Annotated in this window: 19 protein-coding genes, 1 pseudogene and 1 CRISPR repeat array; of the genes and pseudogenes, 7 read left to right on the top strand and 13 right to left on the bottom strand. The window is 62.9% G+C overall.

The features are described 5' to 3' along the window. On the top strand, nucleotides 1-1,251 hold a 1,251-nt coding region (locus BIS11_RS00870), incomplete at its 5' end, for an AAA family ATPase (protein ID WP_253585651.1). A 63-nt stretch (nucleotides 1,252-1,314) separates the two neighbouring features. Further along, nucleotides 1,315-1,593, top strand: a complete 279-nt coding sequence (locus BIS11_RS00865; RefSeq protein WP_253418342.1) for a PAAR domain-containing protein — start codon at nucleotides 1,315-1,317, stop codon at nucleotides 1,591-1,593. A 264-nt stretch (nucleotides 1,594-1,857) separates the two neighbouring features. Here the strand turns inward: BIS11_RS00865 and BIS11_RS00860 are convergent, their stop codons facing one another. Together BIS11_RS00860 and BIS11_RS00855 are read right to left on the bottom strand one after the other, a co-directional pair. Continuing rightward, nucleotides 1,858-2,700, bottom strand: coding sequence for a PhzF family phenazine biosynthesis protein (locus BIS11_RS00860; protein ID WP_253418345.1), 843 nt, complete (start codon nucleotides 2,698-2,700; stop codon nucleotides 1,858-1,860). A gap of 25 nt (nucleotides 2,701-2,725) precedes the next feature. After that, on the bottom strand, nucleotides 2,726-2,884 hold the full coding sequence (locus BIS11_RS00855; protein ID WP_253418347.1) for a DUF1127 domain-containing protein: 159 nt from the start codon (nucleotides 2,882-2,884) through the stop codon (nucleotides 2,726-2,728). Nucleotides 2,885-3,041: 157 nt separating this feature from the next. On the opposite strand from BIS11_RS00855, the gene BIS11_RS00850 reads away from it, so the two are divergent. After that, nucleotides 3,042-4,493: a PLP-dependent aminotransferase family protein gene (locus BIS11_RS00850; RefSeq protein ID WP_253418350.1), complete on the top strand. Its 1,452-nt coding sequence runs from the start codon at nucleotides 3,042-3,044 to the stop codon at nucleotides 4,491-4,493. Between the two features lie 176 nt (nucleotides 4,494-4,669). Then, a CRISPR array of direct repeats spans nucleotides 4,670-5,239; the repeat unit is 22 nt; unit sequence CCGTTCCCCGCAGGCGCGGGGA. Nucleotides 5,240-5,353: 114 nt separating this feature from the next. Here the strand turns inward: BIS11_RS00850 and cas2e are convergent. The 8 genes from cas2e to cas3 all read right to left on the bottom strand — a co-directional run bounded on the left by cas2e (nucleotide 5,354) and on the right by cas3 (nucleotide 14,393). Then, the gene (cas2e, locus tag BIS11_RS00845) at nucleotides 5,354-5,650 is read right to left on the bottom strand and encodes a type I-E CRISPR-associated endoribonuclease Cas2e (RefSeq protein WP_253418352.1); all 297 of its coding nucleotides are present in this window, start codon (nucleotides 5,648-5,650) and stop codon (nucleotides 5,354-5,356) included. Nucleotide 5,651: 1 nt separating this feature from the next. Further along, nucleotides 5,652-6,572 carry a type I-E CRISPR-associated endonuclease Cas1e gene (cas1e, locus tag BIS11_RS00840; RefSeq protein WP_253418355.1) on the bottom strand — a complete coding sequence of 307 codons (921 nt, stop codon included), beginning with the start codon at nucleotides 6,570-6,572 and terminating at the stop codon, nucleotides 5,652-5,654. Nucleotides 6,573-6,575: 3 nt separating this feature from the next. Continuing rightward, nucleotides 6,576-7,274, bottom strand: coding sequence for a type I-E CRISPR-associated protein Cas6/Cse3/CasE (gene cas6e / locus BIS11_RS00835; protein WP_253418358.1), 699 nt, complete (start codon nucleotides 7,272-7,274; stop codon nucleotides 6,576-6,578). Beyond that, nucleotides 7,274-8,059, bottom strand: a complete 786-nt coding sequence (gene cas5e, locus BIS11_RS00830) for a type I-E CRISPR-associated protein Cas5/CasD (protein WP_253418361.1) — start codon at nucleotides 8,057-8,059, stop codon at nucleotides 7,274-7,276. Before cas5e ends, cas6e begins: the two co-directional genes overlap by 1 nt. An 11-nt stretch (nucleotides 8,060-8,070) precedes the next feature. Next, nucleotides 8,071-9,165: a type I-E CRISPR-associated protein Cas7/Cse4/CasC gene (gene cas7e / locus BIS11_RS00825; protein ID WP_253418363.1), complete on the bottom strand. Its 1,095-nt coding sequence runs from the start codon at nucleotides 9,163-9,165 to the stop codon at nucleotides 8,071-8,073. Between the two features lie 66 nt (nucleotides 9,166-9,231). Next, the gene (casB, locus tag BIS11_RS00820) at nucleotides 9,232-9,918 is read right to left on the bottom strand and encodes a type I-E CRISPR-associated protein Cse2/CasB (protein WP_253418365.1); all 687 of its coding nucleotides are present in this window, start codon (nucleotides 9,916-9,918) and stop codon (nucleotides 9,232-9,234) included. Then, the gene (casA, locus tag BIS11_RS00815; protein WP_253418367.1) at nucleotides 9,915-11,630 is read right to left on the bottom strand and encodes a type I-E CRISPR-associated protein Cse1/CasA; all 1,716 of its coding nucleotides are present in this window, start codon (nucleotides 11,628-11,630) and stop codon (nucleotides 9,915-9,917) included. The genes casB and casA overlap by 4 nt, the downstream gene beginning before the upstream one ends. A gap of 84 nt (nucleotides 11,631-11,714) precedes the next feature. Beyond that, nucleotides 11,715-14,393, bottom strand: coding sequence for a CRISPR-associated helicase Cas3' (gene cas3 / locus BIS11_RS00810; RefSeq protein WP_253418369.1), 2,679 nt, complete (start codon nucleotides 14,391-14,393; stop codon nucleotides 11,715-11,717). A gap of 427 nt (nucleotides 14,394-14,820) precedes the next feature. Between cas3 and BIS11_RS00805 the strand changes: the two are divergent. From BIS11_RS00805 to BIS11_RS00790, 4 genes and pseudogenes are all read left to right on the top strand, one after another. Next, nucleotides 14,821-14,898 (top strand): annotated as a pseudogene (locus BIS11_RS00805) (type II toxin-antitoxin system HicA family toxin); the annotation flags it as partial. 152 nt (nucleotides 14,899-15,050) lie between these two features. Beyond that, nucleotides 15,051-15,470 carry a type II toxin-antitoxin system HicB family antitoxin gene (locus BIS11_RS00800; protein WP_253418371.1) on the top strand — a complete coding sequence of 140 codons (420 nt, stop codon included), beginning with the start codon at nucleotides 15,051-15,053 and terminating at the stop codon, nucleotides 15,468-15,470. 815 nt (nucleotides 15,471-16,285) lie between these two features. Then, a complete protein-coding gene (locus BIS11_RS00795; protein ID WP_253418373.1) occupies nucleotides 16,286-16,504 on the top strand; it encodes a hypothetical protein in 219 nt (72 codons plus the stop codon). A gap of 3 nt (nucleotides 16,505-16,507) precedes the next feature. Next, nucleotides 16,508-16,822: a DUF1176 domain-containing protein gene (locus BIS11_RS00790; RefSeq protein ID WP_253418376.1), complete on the top strand. Its 315-nt coding sequence runs from the start codon at nucleotides 16,508-16,510 to the stop codon at nucleotides 16,820-16,822. A 53-nt stretch (nucleotides 16,823-16,875) separates the two neighbouring features. Here the strand turns inward: BIS11_RS00790 and BIS11_RS00785 are convergent, their stop codons facing one another. The 3 genes from BIS11_RS00785 to BIS11_RS00775 all read right to left on the bottom strand — a co-directional run. Further along, the gene (locus BIS11_RS00785; protein WP_253418378.1) at nucleotides 16,876-17,568 is read right to left on the bottom strand and encodes a uracil-DNA glycosylase family protein; all 693 of its coding nucleotides are present in this window, start codon (nucleotides 17,566-17,568) and stop codon (nucleotides 16,876-16,878) included. Between the two features lie 40 nt (nucleotides 17,569-17,608). After that, nucleotides 17,609-18,334 (bottom strand): phosphatidylcholine synthase, encoded by a 726-nt coding sequence (gene pcsA / locus BIS11_RS00780; protein ID WP_367399037.1) that lies wholly within the window; start codon nucleotides 18,332-18,334, stop codon nucleotides 17,609-17,611. A 141-nt stretch (nucleotides 18,335-18,475) separates the two neighbouring features. After that, a partial coding sequence (locus tag BIS11_RS00775) for a PLP-dependent aminotransferase family protein (protein WP_253585649.1) occupies nucleotides 18,476-19,694 on the bottom strand: 1,219 nt, incomplete at its 5' end.

Genomic DNA, 19,694 nt, shown 5'->3' with positions numbered 1-19,694 from the left:
CTCAACGAGCAGCGCGAGCGCCTGCGCCTCGAGGAGTACCTGCCCAAGCCGCTGAACTCCTTCGTGCGCAACAAGCTGATCACCGAGAGCTACCTGCCGATCATCGGCGACAACCTGGCCAAGCAGATGGGCACCGTGGGCGATACGCGCCGCTCCGACAACAGCGGGCTGTTGATGATGATCTCGCCGCCGGGCTACGGCAAGACCACGCTGATGGAGTACGTCGCCAACCGCCTGGGACTGATCTTCATGAAGATCAACTGCCCGAGCCTGGGGCACGACGTCACCTCGCTCGACCCGGAGGCGGCGACCCACTCCACCGCGCGCGCCGAGCTCATCAAGCTCAACCTGGCCTTCGAGATGGGCAACAACGTCATGCTCTACCTCGACGACATCCAGCACACCCACCCGGAGTTCTTGCAGAAGTTCATCTCGCTGTGTGACGGCAGCCGGCGCATCGACGGCATCTGGAACGGGCGCACCAAGACCTACGACATGCGCGGCAAGCGCTTCTGCATCGCCATGGCGGGCAACCCCTACACGGAAAGCGGCGACGTCTTCAAGGTGCCGGACATGCTCGCCAACCGCGCCGACGTCTACAACCTGGGCGACGTGCTCAGCGGCATGGAGGAGGTGTTCGCGCTCTCCTACATCGAGAACTCGATGAGCGCCAACACCGTGCTGGCGCCGCTGGCCACCCGCGGGCTCGACGACTTCTACCGCTTCGTCGACCTGGCCCGGGGCCGCGAGGTGCCGAGCACCGACTTCGAGCACGACTACAGCGCAGCGGAGCGCGAGGAGATCCTCGCCGTGCTCAGGAACATGTTCAAGGTGCGCGAGGTGGTGTTGCGGGTCAACCAGCAGTACATCGCCTCCAGTGCCCAGGCCGACGAGTACCGCACGGAGCCGCCGTTTCGCCTGCAGGGGAGCTATCGCAACATGAACCGCCTGGCGGAGAAGATCTCGCCCATTCTGAGCGACGACGAGCTCCAGGCGATCATCGACGACCACTACGTGGGCGAGGCCCAGCTTCTCACCCAGGGCGCCGAGGAGAACCTGCTCAAGCTCAAGGAGCTGCGCGGCACGCAAAGCGACGAGGAGAAGGCGCGCTGGGAAGCGATCAAGCGCGAGTTCAAGCGCCGCCAGCTCACCGGCGGCGACGAGGAGACCGGCGCGCTGGTGGTCCGCCAGCTGAGCCTGATCGCCGAAGGCATTGGCCAGTGGGGCAAGGCGCGCCAGGATGAACGCTAAGGCCGCCCTCGCCGGCGGGCCAGCGGCGACCGACGAAATGCATCGTTTTGAAGGAGTTCTCTCATGAGTGGAAAGCCGGCAGCACGCGTCACCGACGACACCGCCTGCCCGAAAACTGGGCACGGCACCAACCCGCTGGTCGAGGGCTCACCGGACGTGTTCCACGACGGGCTCAATGCCGCCCGCCTCGGCGACAGCTCCGCCTGCGGCAGCCCCATCGCCTCCGCGGTCTCCTCCACGGTGTTCATCAACGGCAAACCCGCCGCCGTGCTCGGCAGCGTCGGCGGCCACGGCAACACCATCGTCGAGGGCTCGGGTACGGTCTTCATCGGCGACGCCTGAACGCTTTTGCGCGAGCATCGGTGACAAGGCAGAGCTTCGCGGGTGCGCCTGCCGGCTTACCCGCGCTACGGTGCGTGCTTGATGTGTCACGAATTCGCGGGTATACCTGCCGGCTTACCCGCACTACGGTTCTTGCTCTGATGTATCCCTAGCCCCGTAGCGCGGCATAACGAGCGCAGCGAGGCATCCGCGACGGCGGCCTCAGCCGCCTTGGTAGTGGCATCCCATCAGCAGCGGCAGGTTGTTATGCCGGAGCATGGAGGGCTAATCGATCCGAAGTTCTCCCTTGCCGACCCAGACGGCGCGGCCACCGACGCGTACCCGGTCAGCCTCCATGGCGGTGTCGATCACGCTGGGCCGGCCCATTTCCACGCCCTGGTGAAGGGCCCAGCGCCGCGCCGTTCCGGTGGTGGCAAGGTAGCCGCTCAGTGCCGCCGCCGCGCTGCCGGTGGCGGCATCCTCGCACACGCCGTGCTCGCGGGAGAACATGCGGGTGCGAAGCAGCGGCGGGGTATCGGTCACGTAGAGATAGACTTGCTCGACACCGGTTGGCGCCACGCGGGCCTTCCATTCGGCGGCCGAGAGGCTGACCGCCGCCAGCGCTGTCAGATCACGCAGCTCGATCAGATGAAAGGCCAGCCCGCAGGAAGAGATCACGGGCGTGCCGACGACCTGGTGCGCCTCGAGCCCCAGCAGCGCCGCGGCGGCGGGGCCGTCCAGCGCGCTCGGTTCTATCCGGGCGGGGCGCGCGGTGATGAAGCTGGCTCGGTCAGCGTCGAAAGTGATGGGCAGCGCGCCGACTGGCGGCACCAGCGTCAGCGTCTGCCTGCGATCGACCAGGCCGAGATCGGCCAGAAGCCAGGCGGTGCCCACGGTCGGGTGGCCGGCGAAATCGAGCTCTTCGACCGGCGTGAAGATGCGCATCGGGTAGCGATTCGCCGCGTCGGCGCGACCCAGGAAAACCGTTTCCGCCAGGTTGAGCTCCCGGGCGATCGCCTGGCACGTGGCGCTCTCGAACGCGTCGGCATCGAGAAACACGGCGAGCTGGTTGCCGGCGAAGCGGGTATCGGTGAAGACGTCGAGCAGGTGGTAGGTCGCGGTTTTCATAAAAGATCCTTCGTAAAAGAGGGCGTCAGAAAAGGCGGCGGCTTTCGCGGCGAACCTGGGCGCGGCTGATGCCGACATCCCTCAAGAGGCGGTCGTCGAGGGTAGCGAGCTGGCGGCGGCTGCGGCGACGCTCGAGATAACGATGCAAGCCGGCACGAAGTTGGTTGAGCGTGAAGCGGGGCATGGGGCGTCCTCCGGTAGGTGACGCTTCAAGGTTACTCAGTGGAACGGTCGCCATACAGATATAGAAATAACTGTTTTATCAATACAGATGGGGTATGTTGCAAGGCTGTAGGGTGGGTTTAGCCACTATCTGTATGGTGACTGATGAGGAAGGCACCGTGACACGCTATGAATCCGTGGCCGCTGTATTGCGCGAGCGCATCGAGCATGGCCTTTACCGGCCGGGGGATCGCTTGCCGTCGATTCGCGCCGTGTGCCAGGAAATGAACGTGGGCATCTCGACCGCGCAGGAAGCGTATCGGCAACTCATGGACGCGGTGCTGATCGAATCACGCCCGAAATCCGGCTACTTCGTGCGGCCGGGCCACGCGCCTTCGGTGCTGCCCTCGGCGTCACGCCCGGCCCAGCGGCCGCTGGACGTCTCCCAGTGGGATCAGGTACTGGAGCTCATCGCCACCCGGCGCGACGACGACCGTCTGCAGCTGGGGCGCGGGGTGCCGAACCTCGAATGCGCCACGCTCAAGCCGCTGTCGAAGATCTTGGGCGGGCTGCATCGCCGTACCGATCTCAATGGCTTCAACTACGACACGCTCATCGGCAGCCCCGAGCTTCGCCAGCAGATCGCCAAGCTGGCGGTGGCGTCCAACTGCCTGCTGCACCCGGACGACATCCTGATCACCACGGGCTGCCAGGAGGCGCTGGCCATCGCCCTGCGCATTCTGACCCAGCCCGGCGACGTGGTGGCAGTGGACTCCCCCAGCTTCTATGGCACCCTGCAGATCCTCAAGGCCAACGGCCTGAAGGCACTGGAGATTCCTACCGACCCGCAAACCGGTATCAGTCTCGAAGCGCTGGAGCTGGCGCTCGAGCAGTGGCCGATTCGCGCGATCCAAATCACGCCCACCTTCAACAACCCGCTGGGCTACACCCTGCCCGCCGAGCGCAAGCGCGCGCTCGTGCAGCTCGCCCAGCGCTTCGACGTAGCGATCATCGAGGACGATATCTACGGCGACCTGGCCTACTCCCAACCCCGCCCGCCGACCGTGAAATCCTTCGACGACGATGGCCGGGTGCTGCTGTGCAGCGGCTTTTCCAAGACCCTGGGCCCCGGATTTCGAGTCGGTTGGCTGGCGCCGGGGCGCTACCGGGACCAGGCGCTGCACATGAAGTACGTCTCCACCGGCGCCTCGGCCACGCTGCCCCAGCGGGCGGTGGCGGAATTCATCGCCAAGGGCCATTTCGATCGCCACCTGCGCGCGGTCATCCGCCAGTACCAACGCCAGCGCGACGTGATGATTGGCTGGGTGCAGCGCTACTTCCCGCCCGGCACCGGCATCAGCTACCCCCAGGGCGGCTTTATGCTCTGGGTGGAACTGCCCGCCGCCGTGGACTGCCTGCGCCTCAACGACCACCTGGCCGCGCACCGCCTCCACGTCGCCCCGGGAGCGCTATTCTCCGCCTCCGGCAAGTTTCGCCAGTGCTTGCGCTTGAACTACGCGTTCACACTTACGCCGGATATCGAAGATGCCGTGCGCCGGGTGGGTGAGGCAGCGGGAGCGATGGTCGAGGAAGCCCTGCAGCCGCTCGAGGAGCGACGTATGACTCGGTAGACACCACCGTGAATACGCAGCTATAACATCACGCTTGGTGGACTTTTATAACGATTCTGCAAGTAACTGATTTCATGGTTCTTTAATAATATGTTGTTGATCAAAAAGTAACCAGGAACGGTGGTGGCTTTTTTGTTGCCTGTTTTTGTCTTTTAGATCAATTGTCTATAATTAGACCGTTCCCCGCAGGCGCGGGGATGAACCGCGCTGAAGGTGGCCGGCAATTACGACATGATGCCGTTCCCCGCAGGCGCGGGGATGAACCGTTTTACCTAGCGAATCGTAATATTCTATGGCCCGTTCCCCGCAGGGGCGGGGATGAACCGCACCCGCGTAGAGAAACCATTGCATGGGAATGCCGTTCCCCGCAGGCGCGGGGATGAACCGGTTTGGTTGTTGAAACCGACCATTCGCACGCCCCGTTCCCCGCAGGCGCGGGGATGAACCGGTTTATTTTTCTACCAGATGATGTATTTATGCCCGTTCCCCGCAGGCGCGGGGATGAACCGCCGTTGTGCCCCATCACGATCGCGGTCGGGTACCGTTCCCCGCAGGCGCGGGGATGAACCGAACCGCTTCACCTCGCTACCCGGCCACACGTCCCGTTCCCCGCAGGCGCGGGGATGAACCGGGGCTGTACAGTGCCAGCGCGCTGACCAACCACCGTTCCCCGCAGGCGCGGGGAACGGCGCGTGCCGTAGGTGCTGATGTTCAAGCGCGGCGGTTCATCCCCGCAGGCGCGGGGAACGGTCTAATTGTAGTCACTTGTTTTAAAAAAGAAAAATCGCCAATGGAAAATTCACCAGCGATTTTGATCATTTTTTATACAGCCACTTTTTGTTAAAGAGCTTTTAAAACAGCTACTTGTCTTTAGGCGGTAAAAAGCGCACCAACCGTAAACCGTCGTGGTCGATGGGAATACGCCGGTTGTCGCCAAACGTCTGGAACTCGAAGCCCGATTCGTGATTGCTGGCCCAGGCCATGGCGACGTTGCCGCCCTCCTCGGCCAGTACCTCGATCTGCTCCCAGATCATCTCCCTGATGCGCTTGCTGACATCGCCCACGTAGACCCCGGCGCGAATTTCCAGCAGCCAGACGGCCAGCCGACCTCGCAAGCGCGGGGGCACCGCTTCCGTCACCACGACCAGCATCGCCATGTCATCTGCTCCTGTGGCCACTGTCGCCCAGCGATTCCGGCTCGGGAATGGCGGGCGGCACGGCATCCTCCGGCGGCAGTGGAGGCTCAATGTCACCGGCAGCCAGCACCTCTTCGATCATGGGAATGATGCGCTGAAGCAGCCGGGTCTGCTTGAACGCATCACGACAGGCCACGCGCACCTCGCGCTCGGGCATGGGCGGGTTCTTCGCGGCGATGCGAAATGCCGCCGGAACCACGGTTTCGAATTTGACGATATCGGCGATGTCGTAGACGAAGCTCAAGGGCTTGCCGGTGTGCAGAAACCCGATGGCCGGAGCGTAACCCGCCGCCAGAATCGCGGCTTCTGTAATGCCATAGAGGCAGGCGGTGGCGGCCGAGAGGCACTGATTGGCTACGTCCGAAGCATCCCATTGTTTCGGGTCATAGCGTCTTCCATGCCATTTCAGCCCGTACTGCTTGGCGAGCACCTGGTAGGTCTTGCGTACCCGCGCGCCTTCTATGCCGCGCAACTGCTCGACGCTGCGCCGGGAGGGCGGTTCCTCGCCAAAACGCAGCTCGAACATCTTGCGCACGACCTTGAGCCGCAGGCTCTCATCCAACGCCAGCCGGGCCTGATAGAGCAGCTTGTCCGAACGGGCTCCACCCGGCTGGCCGGCGCTGTAGAGCCTCACCCCGGCATCGCCCACCCAGATCAACAGCGTGCCGACGACCGAGGCCAGCTTGACCGCCGCGTGAGAGACCCGCGTGCCGGGCTCGAGCAGCAGGCACGCTACCGAGCCGACCGGAATATGCATGCGCTCGCCGTTGACCTCGTCGACGACCACGAACGCACCGTCGCGCACATCGATCTGCCCCATGCCGACGAAGATCATCGACATGCGATCCTTCAGAGGGATGGGCTTGAGGGGAATGAAGCTCATGGATCACTCCGGCAAGCGGCGCAGCAGCAGTAGCCCACAGCCAAACGCCTTGGCGCGGCCAATACCCTGTTGAAGCGTTTGACCGAGCAGTGTGGGGTCGGTCACTTCCAGCAGGCCTTCGTAATCCACGCTGGAGTAGCGAATGGGCTGGCCGCCCTCCTTCTTGCCCAGCGCGTGCTGACGGTAAGCGCCCACTTCCGGCGTGACGGCCAGCGTGAAGCCGAAGTCTTCCGCGCGACTGTCGAGCCAGTGGCGTGCTGCGGCGTCCATCGCCGCGACGCAGGCTTGGCTCGTTCGCTCTCCTTTGGGAAAGGGATAGCGCGCGTCCATCAACACATCGGCGCGCCGGGAGCGCTGGCCCTGGCCCGCCGGTTTGGCAACGGTAGGGTTGGCACGCAGGCGAAACGCCAATCGATCACCCTTGGCGAGCTTCGGGGCAAACGGCTTGCACTGCACCTCGAAGCCTTTCACGGGTTCGGGGGGCCGGTCGGACCCCATGTAGAAGCGGGGAAGCCCAGCGCTCTTGCCGTTGGCATCCTCTTCCATCTCCTGTCGAAAGATGAAGGGCCGCTCGCCCTTTGGCACACCGGGAAACAGCCGCCAGAGCAGTTGGTGGGCGGTATAGGCGCCGCCTTCCAGTACATCGAACAGCTCGGCGCGGGAGAGGTCGTTGAGATCCAGCCGGATACTTGAAAGATACATCAGCGTGCGCCCTCCCCTTTCTCGATGCGTCGATGCTCCAGACGCGGGCCGAACTGCCAGCGGCGACGGTGCAGCGGCTCGTCCCAGGCCTCGCTGGATTCACTCGAGGTGGCATCGCCGTCGAGTGCGTCGGCCTCGCCTTCCCAGGCGTAGAGCACTTCGTCGGGCAGACGCAGCAAGTCCTTGTCCTTTTTCTCGTTGCCCACCAGCGCCAGCCGGGTAGGCGTTGTTGGGTCCAGCGCGCTTTCAAAGCAGTGGTCCAGCGCCTGGCGCCAGTGGTCGGCCTCGACCAGGGTCGGCACCAGGGGGGCGGCGAGCGGGCACGCCTTACGGCCGAGATAGAGCGGGAAGCGGGGCTTTTCCAGCGCGCTTTTGAGTTCGGCAAGCGTCCAGCAAGCCTTGGCGGTCACGCGTACCGCCACGCTCCACAGGCCATCGCAACGGTAGTCCCGCGAGGAGAGAATGGTATTGAGTGATGCCTTGGGCACCGACAGCTCCTCGCGACGCGAGCGATGAGTCACCTTCGATTGAGATGGCGGCACCTGCACGGTGTGATAATCGCGCATCAGAAGCCCGGGCGAGCGCTGCTTGACTGCGACTTGAAGGCCTTCGCGCAGTTGACGCTGGCCCTCATCGTCGTCGCGCCGGATGCCCAATGCCGCCCCGATCAGCCCGAGGATCGCGCTGCGGCCCGGGTACGTGGCCGTCGGCCGCGTTTCGCCGACCGCCGCTTCGCCCCAGCTCGCCATGGGCGCGTAGAGGCGAAAAACCAGATGGTGTGGCATATCGCCTCCGCTTAGTCGTCGCCCTTGAGAAAGGTCAGCAGCTCCTGCAGGTTGCCGCGCTGAAGATCGCCTTTAAGTGCTGGCGCTTCGTACTCGGGCGTGGCCGAGAGGACGAAACGCCGATCCGCACCGGCACCGTAGGCATCGTCAAAGGCCTGGGCCTGGGTCTCCAGCTTTCGGATCGCCTCGATGCCCTGGCCTTCTCCCATGACCGGCTGCAGGAAAGACGCCGACAGCGAACGTGGCTGCTGGTCGCCCTTCTCGGCCAGCACGTAACTGGCGTGGGCACGCGAACCGAAACTGTTCTGCTTGCCCTTGGGCGAGATCTTGACGGCAGATTCCACCAGCGCGGCGATGGCGCGGTCGGCCAGATCGGTGTTGCCCTGAAGGTTCTCGACCAGCAGGTCGCGGTCGATGCAGAGGTAGAGATAGAACAGTCCGGCGGCGAATCCAGCCTCACCGATGTGGGCTGCACCGCGGTCCTCATCGCCCGTGTTGAGATCATCGACGGCGGTGAAGTAGTCGTCCTCGACCTCGGCGGCGTGCACCGTGATGGCATGCGCTACCTGGCAGGCGGCTTCAACGTTGTAGCTGGGCGCGGCAGCCAGCATCCGCCCGAACAGCGCCACATCGACGGCGGTGGGCCGCCGGGCGAGCAGGCCCTTGAGCTCGTCGTCACTCGGCTCGCGGTTCGCAGCACCCAGCGTATCCGCCAGGGCTTCCAGCGCGTTGAGCTCCTCCGGACCGACATGCACCAGTTGCTCGATTTCGTACTCGTGTTTTTCGCCTTTTTCGACCTTGCGCAGCTTGCCGAAGACACCGGCGATCTTCTCGGCGCTGCTACCGGCCACTTTCTCGTTGGCGCCCGCCTGCACCATGCGGTCGAACACCTGCTTGCCCAGCCGCTTGGTGCGCGTGCCCTTGTGGCCGTCGACCGCCGATTCAAAGAGATCGGACGTGCGCCAGTTGCGCTTCAAGCTTTGTGAGGAAACGCGCAGCCGCCGGGCACCCCCCATGAAGGCCGTCTTGGGGCGGCCCAGGTCGTCGCGGTTGAGGTTGGAAGGCGGATAGGAAGTAAGCAAGTGAAGCTGAATAAAGTGGCTCATGTCGTGTTCCCTGAGTAAAGATGGTGGAGTGAGACTGAAACGTATTTGATGAACGGTGGCCGCCGCTCAGCCCCCGACGCCCGGTTTCAACGCGCGCGCCTGGAAGTAGGCATCACTCATGAGAAAAGCAAAGCGCTGGGTGGCCTCGGCGCGATACTGACCGCGCTGCTCGCGCTCCCAGAGCGCGACCATATCGCCCAGACGAACCACACTGACGCCAGCGTTATCGGCGAGCTTGAGCGCGCGGCGAAAGCGACGAATCAGCTCTTCGGGCGTATGGCAATCGAGCAACTGCTGAAAGCGCAGATCGCTCATTCGGGGGGTGTCGCCGGTATTAGGGCGCTTCTCGCCCAGGCGCTTGCCCAGCGGGGCATCGAAGGTATCGCTACGCAGCTCGCTCGCCACGGCGGCGATGGCCGCCCAGGTTTCGATGCGCCGTTCACGGGAAGCCCAGGGGGCCTCCTTCTGCCAGGCCTTTGTTTCAAGTGCCTGCCATAAATGACGGAACGCCTCGGTCAGCATGACGGATTCGACCGTGTCACAGCGGCGCAGCGTGGCGCGCACGCCGCGTGGGTAAGCTGGCGCCTCGGTGATTTTTTTTAGTGCTGGAGGATCAAGTGTCAATCGCTGCCACCACAGGCGCAGCGTGTAAGCCTCTTCCGAGGTAAGCGCATGGCGATATTCTTTTTCTTTATCGCCCGTTGTGGCCATGCTTTTTACCTCTGGCGAGATTTTTTGTTCTGCTTCATTCATGCGGTACTTACCTCGGAATCGTCTTCAATAATTGGCTTGGTCAGTTCGAAACCACCTGTCGCGGCAAACGCCTGCACCGTCTTGCCGACCTTTTTGCCACTACCGTTCAGATACATCAGCAAATAGCGCCGCGCGCTGGTAATACGCTCGAGCTGCTGCATTTTCATGCCTTCCAGCGGGCCGCTGATCGCCTGGGCGTCGAACAGCGTCAACGCCTCACGCTTGAGTGCCAGATACCATTGGCGGTGAATGTCGGGTGACAGCGTGGGAGACTTTCCTGCCTCGTGCAGTCCTTCTTCGCGTAGCACCTCACCCATCTCACGCAGCGCGGTGAAAAACGCCAGTTGGGTGGCCTCGAAGAACTGGGCGTCGATCTGGCTCATGTCTCCCTTGGCGTCTTTAGGTCTTCTAAACCAAGCATCTCTAAGTCGATCGCGAAGTTCTTTAACAATATTTTCAGCCAACTCGACAAAACGTTTGACCCAATCACGCAGGGTATCTTGATAGAAATCGGGCACTCCTATCAGCGGCATCTCGACGTTGTACCAACCACGCGCTTCCATTTGCTTCATGTCGTAACCGAAGACCCAGAGCCGGGTATGCTTGAACAGCGCATCGAACGCTTCTCCATCGTCGCACGCGGCTTCTACCATTTCGTATTTCTTGAGGTGATGAGTGACCACACGGGCAGGCAATGTGCCGCTGACGATCTCATCTTTCAGCATGAGACCCAACCAGTGCTGGTAGCCACTTGGCCCACCAGGTTGGCCTTTCGTGGACAAAGGAAACTCATCAAGTTTTTTTGGATTCATACGATATGGTGTGAGCGGGTGTCGCCAAGGACCGTCATAGTTGGCGCCATGCTTTTTTGATCGTAAGCGACGAACCAGTTGTTTCGACTCATTGCCACAAATGTCGCAACAACCAGACTCATCGTCGAACAAAAGCCTAAAGCGCCGTGGCATTGACCAGAGGGCGTGCAAAGGATGCACTTGCTCAGGCAGAACTTCGGTGCCTTTCTTGTCACTGACCCGGGTATTGGCCATCCAGAAGAACAGTTCGCTATCGTCAGCCACCGGCGCACGCCAGCGCTGACCTTTCTGTTTTACCGCATCGGTCGGCATCACGTTGGGCCATAGGCGAGCCCAAAGCGAACTTTCTTCGTCTTCCGGCAAAATCAGTGTGGTTAAAGGCCCGCCGCCTCGTAGCCCTGTGCGTATTCCAGCCCCACCTTCAGGCGCGTTGATCTGCATGGTATGGAGTGCTAACGCCGTGCAGTTTGTGCAGAGCTTTTCGACACGATCGCGTTTGACAAAGAAGTCTCGATTTTTCTTGATCGTACTAACGCCTGGAGAATCAACTAGAAGGCTACTAACAGAAGCTTCTTTAACATCCTCAAGTGGGTCAATGTCTTGCATGAAGCGCGGCCCGTCACCATCGAGCTCGAAGGCCGAGGTAAAGGGTGCCAACAGGTCATCGAGTTCGGCCACGCGGGGTGGCGTCTGGTAATGATCGAGCCAAGCATCGGTATCTTTCGGCGTCATGGCCGTCTGCAAAAGCGCGATCAGAAACTGCCAGGCGGCGCCCTGAAAATCAGCGCGGGGGAGTGCGAGATCGAGCACGTCAGGATCGGCGAGGGCCGGGGGTGGGCGGTATTCGATTCGGCCATCTCGATGGCGAAACGGCAGCCAGGGGGCTGTGAGTAGATTCATCGGCACCTCGCGTGCATTATCTCGACGTTAATCGTACTTGTTGACTTACCTTGTCTCGCTTGCCTTTCAGTAAAATGGCAATGTCTATTCTTGTTCAAAACTCACGCCCCACTGTGCGTCGTAACCACATTGGCCCTCCTCTTCCGGCAGCCAGGGCTGCACGAAGCGCAGCCCGCGGTGGCGCTGCTGAAGCGCTTCCCACTGCTCGGCATAGATCTCCGGCAACCGAGCCAGTTTTCTGGCCTGGCTCTCTCTCAGGCGGCAGCGGCTGAGTCGGTCGGCGTGGCGGTGATCGTCTACCCAGAGCCCCAGCTCCTCCCCACGGCGCTTGAGCAGCACGACCTCGATGCTTTGCTCGTCGCTCAGCCTTGTGCCCGTTTCGCGCTCTTCCTGCCAGGGGTCGAAATCGTCATCGAGGCGGTAGCCCTCTTCCAGATTCAGCGCGTTGTGGGTGGCCATCGAGACCGCGTGTTTCGCCATGCCGGTGTGCTCGAAGTGCGCCTGGTCGAACGCTTCGGGCAGGTCATCCGGTGATGCGGCATAAACGCCCTCGATCAAGGTTCGGGCATCGGTGGGCATGGTGATGGCGCCTTGCTGGCGCAGTACGCGCATGGTCAGCCAGACCAGTGAGGTGTCCTTGTAAACGGCCTGGGTGCCGCGATGCGCTTGGCTCAGCCAGTCGGCACGGGGGGTATCGCTCCATGCAGGTGCCAGCACCTGCAGCACGGGCGCGGGGCGAGCGCCGCGCTGATGGCGTTGAAGCCGGCCGGCGCGCTGAATCAAAAGATCGATGGGGGCAATGTCACTGACCATTTGGTCAGCATCGCAGTCCAAAGATTCCTGAAAAACCTGCGTAGTAACAATTACTTGACCTCGCCTCAGCTGGTTATCGGACGTTTTTCCGAAGCGACGGATCACCTCGGACTCGATTCGCTGGCGATCCACCATCGCGAAACGGGCGTGGAACAGCAGGCAGCGCTCGGGGTCCGGATGGCGCTCGCGCAGCGCTTGAAAGGCGCGGATGGCGTCATCGACGGTATTGCGCACCCAGACGATGCACTCACCCGCGTCCACGGCGGCCAGTACGCGCTCGATCCCCTCCTCTTCGCTTTCCAGCCAGTCGATGGTCACGCGGCGCGCGACTTCCGGGCGCGTGGCCACCGGGATCTCTTCGATCGTCTCCGCGCCGCAGTGGGTGAGCAGCGGGTACGCCGTCTTTTCCATTGGCCATGGCGCTGCGCCCAACCCATGCTGCCATGCCGCGGTCAACGCCTCGCGCATGGCGCGAGGAAGCGTGGCCGTCAGAAGAATGGCACTGCCGCCCTGGCGGGCGTGATGAGCCAGCAGTTGGTGCAGCAGGGTCTGCATGTAGTGATCGAAAGCGTGAACTTCATCGACGATTAGCACCTTGCGCGAAAGCCCCAGCAGGCGCAGCGACTGGTGGCGAAACGGCAGGCCACCCATCAGCGCCTGATCGATGGTGCCCACGCCTACATCGGCCAGCAGCGCCTTCTTGTTGGAGTCCGCCAGCCAGCGGTTGCATTGGGTCGAGGCGCTGGCATCCATCGTGGCGTAGTCATCGTGGTCGGGCTGCACGATGGCGCGCTCGAACGCCTCGTTGAGTTCGCGCGCGCCGTGCGCCAACACCAGAGAGGGCCTCGAGACGGCGCTGTAAAAGCGGTGGTGAAGATCACCCAGACGGGTATACATGGCGTTGGAGGTCGCCATGGTGGGCAGCGCGAAATAGAGCCCTTCGCCATGGCCATCGGCCAGCAGCCGCTGGGCCAGGATGCAGGCGGCCTCGGTCTTGCCGGCGCCAGTCACATCCTCGAGGATGAACAGCTGCGGCTCGGCCTGGAGCGGCAGGGTTTCCGCTTTTTGCTGCAGCGGGGTCGGCGTCACGTCAGCGGAAAACCAGTGGGCAAGCCCGGTGTAGGGAATCGGCTCCGGGGGGCGGGCGAACCCGGTGGCGTTCAGCACTGCCTCGGCTTGCTCGAGCGCCTTCGGCCAGTAGTCGGAGAGCCGCATGGCTTTTTGGCAATAGGGGAAATAGTCCCGGTGAGAGCCCAGCCAGTCGCTCAGCGTCGCCCACCCGGCGATCGTCCAGCTCAGCGTCTTGAAGTGTGCCAGCCACTCGTCGTCCAGCAGCTTGTCGACCGGCCAGTGAGGCGCGATCAACGCCGCCCAATCGGCCACGAAGTCTCGCGCGGCAGTAGTGTCGTCAAGCTCGCCGTCGTCGACGAAAAAGTCTGCAAGCGTCAACTGACGAGTAGCCACTGGGAAACCGTGGTGGCCGAAAAACGGTGCTACTAGATGATTCATCGACGTCTGCAGCTTTCTGGCGCGCGCCTCACCGTCAGGCCAATGCAATACACCCGCCTTGCGCCACTCTTTCCAGCAGGCATCCCAGAGCAGTACCCCCAAGCGATCGTGACGCTGCAGGTAAGGCTTGCCCTGGGGCGGCGCCATGCCGTCGAGTGCAAGCTTCAGCACCTCCTGAAAGGCACGGGAAAACTTGCCGATGTCGTGAAGGCCGAGCAGAAAGACCAGCAGCCGCCGCAGCGGCTCGGGCTCGATATCCAATCTCGCGGCCAGTTGCTTCGTCAGCGGACGCTCGGGAGCGAGCAGATGCCAGCCGACCGCGGCGACATCCAGGCTGTGCCACGCCAGTAGATGGCAAGCATCTCCGGCCTGGCCGGGCAGCGCCTTGCCGGCGTAGCGGTGGTAGGACGGTAGGCGTGAAGGCCGTGTAGGTAGCGCCAAACCTTGATCTCCTCAATCCGGATAGCAGCTCACAAAGCGAAACCTGTCCGGCTCGCAAACGCTGCCCGCCTTGCCTGCTGGTTCGACCCAAATGACCCTGCGGAACGTCGACTCAGCCAACTTAGCAAACGAATAAGAATCGACGATAGCGCGTGCAGCATCCAAAAGGAAGTTTGGAAACGGTCTGTGACTAAATAAACTGCGCCCATACCGCATAGCTCGCCCTTGATCGAGAACGGATGATCGTTGGCGGCCAACAGCTTTGATACAACTACCTGATTAAACCTGAAAAGAACTTCCCCATGTCCTGGTAAGCACATCACCCGGCGTTTGCGGGGATAGAGCCATGGAGTTATTAGGGTTCTAGCTTTGATCCTTTGATATATCGGAGTTATAGTAACCCCAAAATGAAAACAAGGGGTGGGAGGTGAATAGCAAAGAATTGATCAAGGAGCTGAAAGCGGATGGCTGGACGCTAGCCAGAGTCAAAGGCAGTCATCACCATTTCCGCCATCCAACCAAGCCCGGCACGGTCACCGTTCCCCATCCGAAAAAGGATTTGAAAAACAGGGCTGGTCAAAGGAATCAGGAAAAGCGCCGGCCTCGAATGAGGCGAGCCACTTCTGCGTCACCCAGCATCATAGAGAGAAAAGAGCCATGTTATTTCCCATTGCCATCGAACGCGGAGATGAACAGCACGCCTACGGCGTTGCGGTGCCAGACCTGCCGGGGTGCTACTCGGCGGGCGACACCTTCGAAGACGCTCTGGTCAACGCCAAAGAAGCCGTCGAAGGATGGCTGGAAGTGGCCGTCGAAGCAGGCGACCCCATCCCCGAGGCCACCTCCATCGACCACCATATGGATAACCCCGACTTCACCGGTTGGATCTGGGCCGTGGTCGAGATCGACGTAACCCCGTACCTGGGTAAAAGTCACAAGATCAATGTCACCATGCCAGACTTGCTGCTCAAGCAAATCGACGACTTCGTGGCCCGTCACCCCGGCGACAAGACCCGCTCTGGCTTTCTCTCTCGCGTGGCCATGGCCGAGCTCGCACGCGTGCGTCAATCGGGCTAAAGCGCGCAAACAGCCTCACTATTGCGGGGAACGGCGCCGTGTCAAAGACGACTTAACGCTAGATATCGGTTCATCCCCGCGCCTGTGGGGAACGGACCGGAGCGGGTAAAGAGCAGGGCCACGTAGCCGGTTCATCCCTGCGCCTGCGGGGAACGGAAGAACATGATTGCCTGGGCGAGGCCCGCCTGCGGTTCATCCCCGCGCCTGCGGAGAACGGTCGCCCACGCTTTTGACGACGCTTTTCACGCCCGGTTCATCCCCACGCCTGCGGGGAACGGACGCTCGAGAAGTACCAGACCGCCCGCAGCCGCGGTTCATCCCCGCGCCTGCGGGGAACGGCGCCCCCAGAACCAGGGGCCCCATCACCGCCGCGGTTCATCCCCGCGCCTGCGGGGAACGGGATACATCAGCGTGCGCTCTCCCCTTTCTCGATGGTTCATCCCCGCGCCTGCGGGGATGAACCGTCGGCCTCCATCATCCGGAACACTGGATCCGTCCGTTCCCCGCGCCTGCGGGGATGAACCGCTCGCACCCTGGCGCACTGCAGCGGAGTGTATCCGCTCCCCGCGCCTACGGGGATGAACCGTTTCACAGCCGCTGGCAGTACGGCATGCGGAACCGTTCCCCGCACCAGCGGGGTAACTCAATTACAGCCACCGTTACGCGAACATGTAATGACTGAGCGAGAACGAAATAAGAAATGACAGTGGAAGACATTACCTGGTGCTGGCTACTTGATCGGAATCGGCGTATCAAGTAGCCATGTTGCCAAGCCGCGGTGAGCCATGAACGCTCACCGTAATAAGGAGAGGGTCATGATGTTACGTTCGTTTGGCTGGATGACAGCTGCGGTCATGGGGTTGTCGATAGGATTTGCCGTCGAGGCTGGCACGAAGTCGGCGACCGGTGAGTCATCGGCACCGCCCGAGGCTGTCGTTGCACAGATGAGCGATACCTGCACCCCCATCGACGAATCGCTGGGAATAGTGCCTCAGCGCTACACGATCGACGGTGACATGGGCGGCGAGCTGTGACTTGTGCCGTGCAACGCGGGTGCCTACCAGACGTCTTTCGAGGCGATCTACCAGCCGGAAGAGGGCGAGCCGCGCAAGCTGCTGTTTGCCCTGTGGCGTAACGGAAGCTGGACCGGCACGGAATGGCTCTTCGATCCCGAGTTCGACCTCGACACTGGTGTCCTGACCGACCGGTACAAGGATCGCGGCGCCGGCGGCTGCGGTGGCGAGCGTACCTGGCAGTGGGAGCAGGGGGATTTCCGCCTGAGCGAGTATCGCGCCCAGGAAACCTGCGGTGACGAGGCCGGCGAGTTCCCGGTCGTTTTCGAGACCGAATGATCGACCCGGCAGCCAACCTCTGGGCAGGCTTCACCGGGTGGCGGGACGACTCTTCATAGTGTCAGGTTGTCCCGCTGAACGTCCAGCTGCTCGAGGCGCTGCTTCAATAGATCCGGGAAGCGACGGTACCAGGTCTGATTGAGCGGTGACGGGTGGGGGAGCGGGTAGAGCGTGAAGGTCTGCGCCTTGCCGTGCTCGTCTTCCAGGGTGACGTCGATATGGCGCTCGAAGCGGTCTTCGCGCTTCCAGAACGCCTCCAGCCGGTCGCGCTCCTCCTTCGAGCGGCCGATGCCGAACCAGAGAAACGCTTCGCGCCCCAGGGTGATCAGGGTGCGGCCCTCCCAGTGCGAGATCAGTACCTCGCTGACCAGGCCATGAAAGCGGCGCTTGACCTTCATCGACCACGCCTTGTTGCCGACCGGCTTGAAGGGCACGGTGTTGATCCAGAAGAAGTGCTCGCCGATCGCTTCTGCGGCGTCGAAGTCCGGCATTTCCTTACCAAAAAGATGGCGGTAGAGCGCCTTTCTGACCAGTTGGCCGCCGGCACCGATGAAGGGCTCGTTGAAGCGCACCTCGTCGCGGCCCGGGTCGCGGCCGAAGAAGCCCAGGCGCACATCGCGCCGGCCAAGGCCGATGATCGGCTCCAGCGGGTCGCGCTCGAAGCGCTGGTACACCTCGAGATCGATACCGTCGGTCTCGGCGGCGAGCGCCCGGAAGCGCTCGCGTTGTCGGGTGGTCAGCGGCATCCTTGCCTCCTTTCGACAGGTTGGGGAAAACGCGGGTGGATCAGTCGAACCACTCCTGGGCGGTGCGCCACAGGCACATGCCCACGAAGTAGATGGACGCCACCGCCAGCCCCAGCAGTGCCCAGCCGGGATGGACGGGGCTTTCGAGAATCAGCACGGTGGCGCACACGCACCACATCAGGGTGATGGCGATATTGAGCGGCATGAAGCGGCGCACCCGGAAGGGGTGGAGAAACTTCATCTTGGTGACGGTGAGCACGGCGAGAAACAGGATGGCGCCGAGCGTCAGCCAGGGGGGGAAATCGAGAATGAAGAAGTAGGCCGCGGCGATGTTCCAGGCCGCCGGGAAGCCGACGAAGTAGTTGTCCTGGCTCTTCATGTCGACGTTGCAGAAGCAGAACATCGACGACAGCAGGATGGTGAACACCGCCAGCAGCTCGAAGCCCGCCGGCAGGTCGATGAAGTAGTAGATGAACAGCGCCGGAATGAACGCCCAGGTGAGGTAGTCGATCACCATGTCCAGGGTCGAGCCGTCGAAGTGGGGCAGGATCGTCTTCACCTCGTACTTGCGCGCCAGGGTGCCGTCGAAGCCGTCCACCATCATCGCCGCGCCCAGCCACAGAAGGCACGCCACCGGGTTGCCGTCGATCAGCGCCAGCAGCGCCATGGTGCCCAGCAGCACTCCGCTGGCCGTGAGCACGTGCACGCTCCAGGCCTTGCAGCGAGACGCCTGAGACGGTGCCGGTGAAGAGAGCGGTTGAGCCACATTAACCCCAGGGGGAACCCGTGTTCCCGATATGTTTGGTGTATCGATTCGCGTGTGAAGCGTAACCCTACTACAAGAGAGCATACCGAGAATACGTGACCCTGCCCATTCGTCGCCGGTCGCCACGCCGTGGGCCTCTCATCAAGATAGTCGACCTTCGTTCGACGCGGCCACCTCGGCGAGCCAGAGGCTGCAAAGCCACTGCCCGGCGCGCCGGATGGTTTCATCCGGGGCGCCCGCATAGCCGAGCACCAGTCCCGCACGTGCCGGCGTACCCAGGTAGTAGCGCGAAAGCGGTGAAAGCGTCACCCTCGCCTGGCGTCCCAGCGCCGTCAGCCGAGTTTCCTGCTCGATGCTTTCGAGTTCGGCCACCAGGTGCATGCCGGCGTGGCCCGACGACAGCCGCAGCCCGGCCTTCACTGCCGGGGCCAGCGCCTGGCGGAGCAGCGTCTGGCGCTGGCGATAGCGTGCACGCATGCGGGCGATGTGGCGCGAGAAGTCGCCCGTGGCGATGAACTCCGCCACCGCCGCCTGCAGCGGGTAGTGGCCTTCGCGATGAAGCCGCGCCTGGGCCAGGCGAAAGGTGTCCGCCATCGCCTCGGGGAGCACGAGATACCCCATTCTGAGCCCCGGGTAGAGCACCTTGCTGAAGGTGCCGATGTAGAGCACTCGGGCCTGATCGGAAAGCCCCTGCAGCGAGGGGGTGGGCGGGATGTCGTAGCGAAATTCGCTGTCGTAGTCATCCTCGATGATCAAGGCGTCGTGGGCGGCTGCCTGCTCCAGAAGTGCCAGGCGGCGCGCCACCGGCATGGTCACCCCGCTCGGGTACTGGTGCGAAGGCGTCACGTAGATGAGCCGCGGCGGCGGAGTGCCCTGGGGCGCGAGCGCCGGGTTCATGCCCTCGTCGTCCACCGGGACGGGGACCACCGCAAGGTTCGCCGTCAGAAAGCTGGTCTGGGCGCCGCCGTAGCCGGGCTCCTCCATCCACACGCCGTCGCCCGGGTCGGTCAGCAGATGGGTGACCAGCTCGAAGGCCTGCTGGGCGCCCTGGGTGATCACGATCTGCGCCGGGCGGCAGCGCACCGCCCGCGACAGCGTCAGGTAATCGCACAGCGCTTCCTTCAAGGCCGGCAGCCCGCCCTGGGTCTGGTAGGCGAGCCAGGGGCGCTCGGCCTGGCGGTAGTGACGACGCAGCAGGCGCTGCCACTGGGTATGAGGAAACAGGTCGAGCCCCGGAAGGCCCGGCGCAAAGGCCTCGCAATGGTCGCTCAGCGTGGCGCAGCGCTCCAGCAGCGCCTCGCCGCGGGCGGAGTAGCGCGGCGCGGCCGGGGCGGCGAGCGCCGCCGGCATCCTCGCGACG

It is taken from the genome of Halomonas sp. 707D4, assembly GCF_024158685.1.
Taxonomy (GTDB): domain Bacteria; phylum Pseudomonadota; class Gammaproteobacteria; order Pseudomonadales; family Halomonadaceae; genus Vreelandella.
The sequence above is the reverse complement of the archived record's forward strand: the minus strand, read 5'-3'. Positions and strand labels throughout refer to the sequence as shown.

Coding starts and splice junctions, on each gene's coding strand:
- BIS11_RS00865 (WP_253418342.1), top strand. CDS start 1,315: ATGAGTGGAAAGCCGGCAGCACGCGTCACCGACGACACCGCCTGCCCG.
- BIS11_RS00860 (WP_253418345.1), bottom strand. CDS start 2,700: ATGAAAACCGCGACCTACCACCTGCTCGACGTCTTCACCGATACCCGC.
- BIS11_RS00855 (WP_253418347.1), bottom strand. CDS start 2,884: ATGCCCCGCTTCACGCTCAACCAACTTCGTGCCGGCTTGCATCGTTAT.
- cas2e (WP_253418352.1), bottom strand. CDS start 5,650: ATGGCGATGCTGGTCGTGGTGACGGAAGCGGTGCCCCCGCGCTTGCGA.
- cas1e (WP_253418355.1), bottom strand. CDS start 6,572: ATGAGCTTCATTCCCCTCAAGCCCATCCCTCTGAAGGATCGCATGTCG.
- cas6e (WP_253418358.1), bottom strand. CDS start 7,274: ATGTATCTTTCAAGTATCCGGCTGGATCTCAACGACCTCTCCCGCGCC.
- cas5e (WP_253418361.1), bottom strand. CDS start 8,059: ATGCCACACCATCTGGTTTTTCGCCTCTACGCGCCCATGGCGAGCTGG.
- cas7e (WP_253418363.1), bottom strand. CDS start 9,165: ATGAGCCACTTTATTCAGCTTCACTTGCTTACTTCCTATCCGCCTTCC.
- casB (WP_253418365.1), bottom strand. CDS start 9,918: ATGAATGAAGCAGAACAAAAAATCTCGCCAGAGGTAAAAAGCATGGCC.
- casA (WP_253418367.1), bottom strand. CDS start 11,630: ATGAATCTACTCACAGCCCCCTGGCTGCCGTTTCGCCATCGAGATGGC.
- BIS11_RS00800 (WP_253418371.1), top strand. CDS start 15,051: ATGTTATTTCCCATTGCCATCGAACGCGGAGATGAACAGCACGCCTAC.
- BIS11_RS00795 (WP_253418373.1), top strand. CDS start 16,286: ATGATGTTACGTTCGTTTGGCTGGATGACAGCTGCGGTCATGGGGTTG.
- BIS11_RS00785 (WP_253418378.1), bottom strand. CDS start 17,568: ATGCCGCTGACCACCCGACAACGCGAGCGCTTCCGGGCGCTCGCCGCC.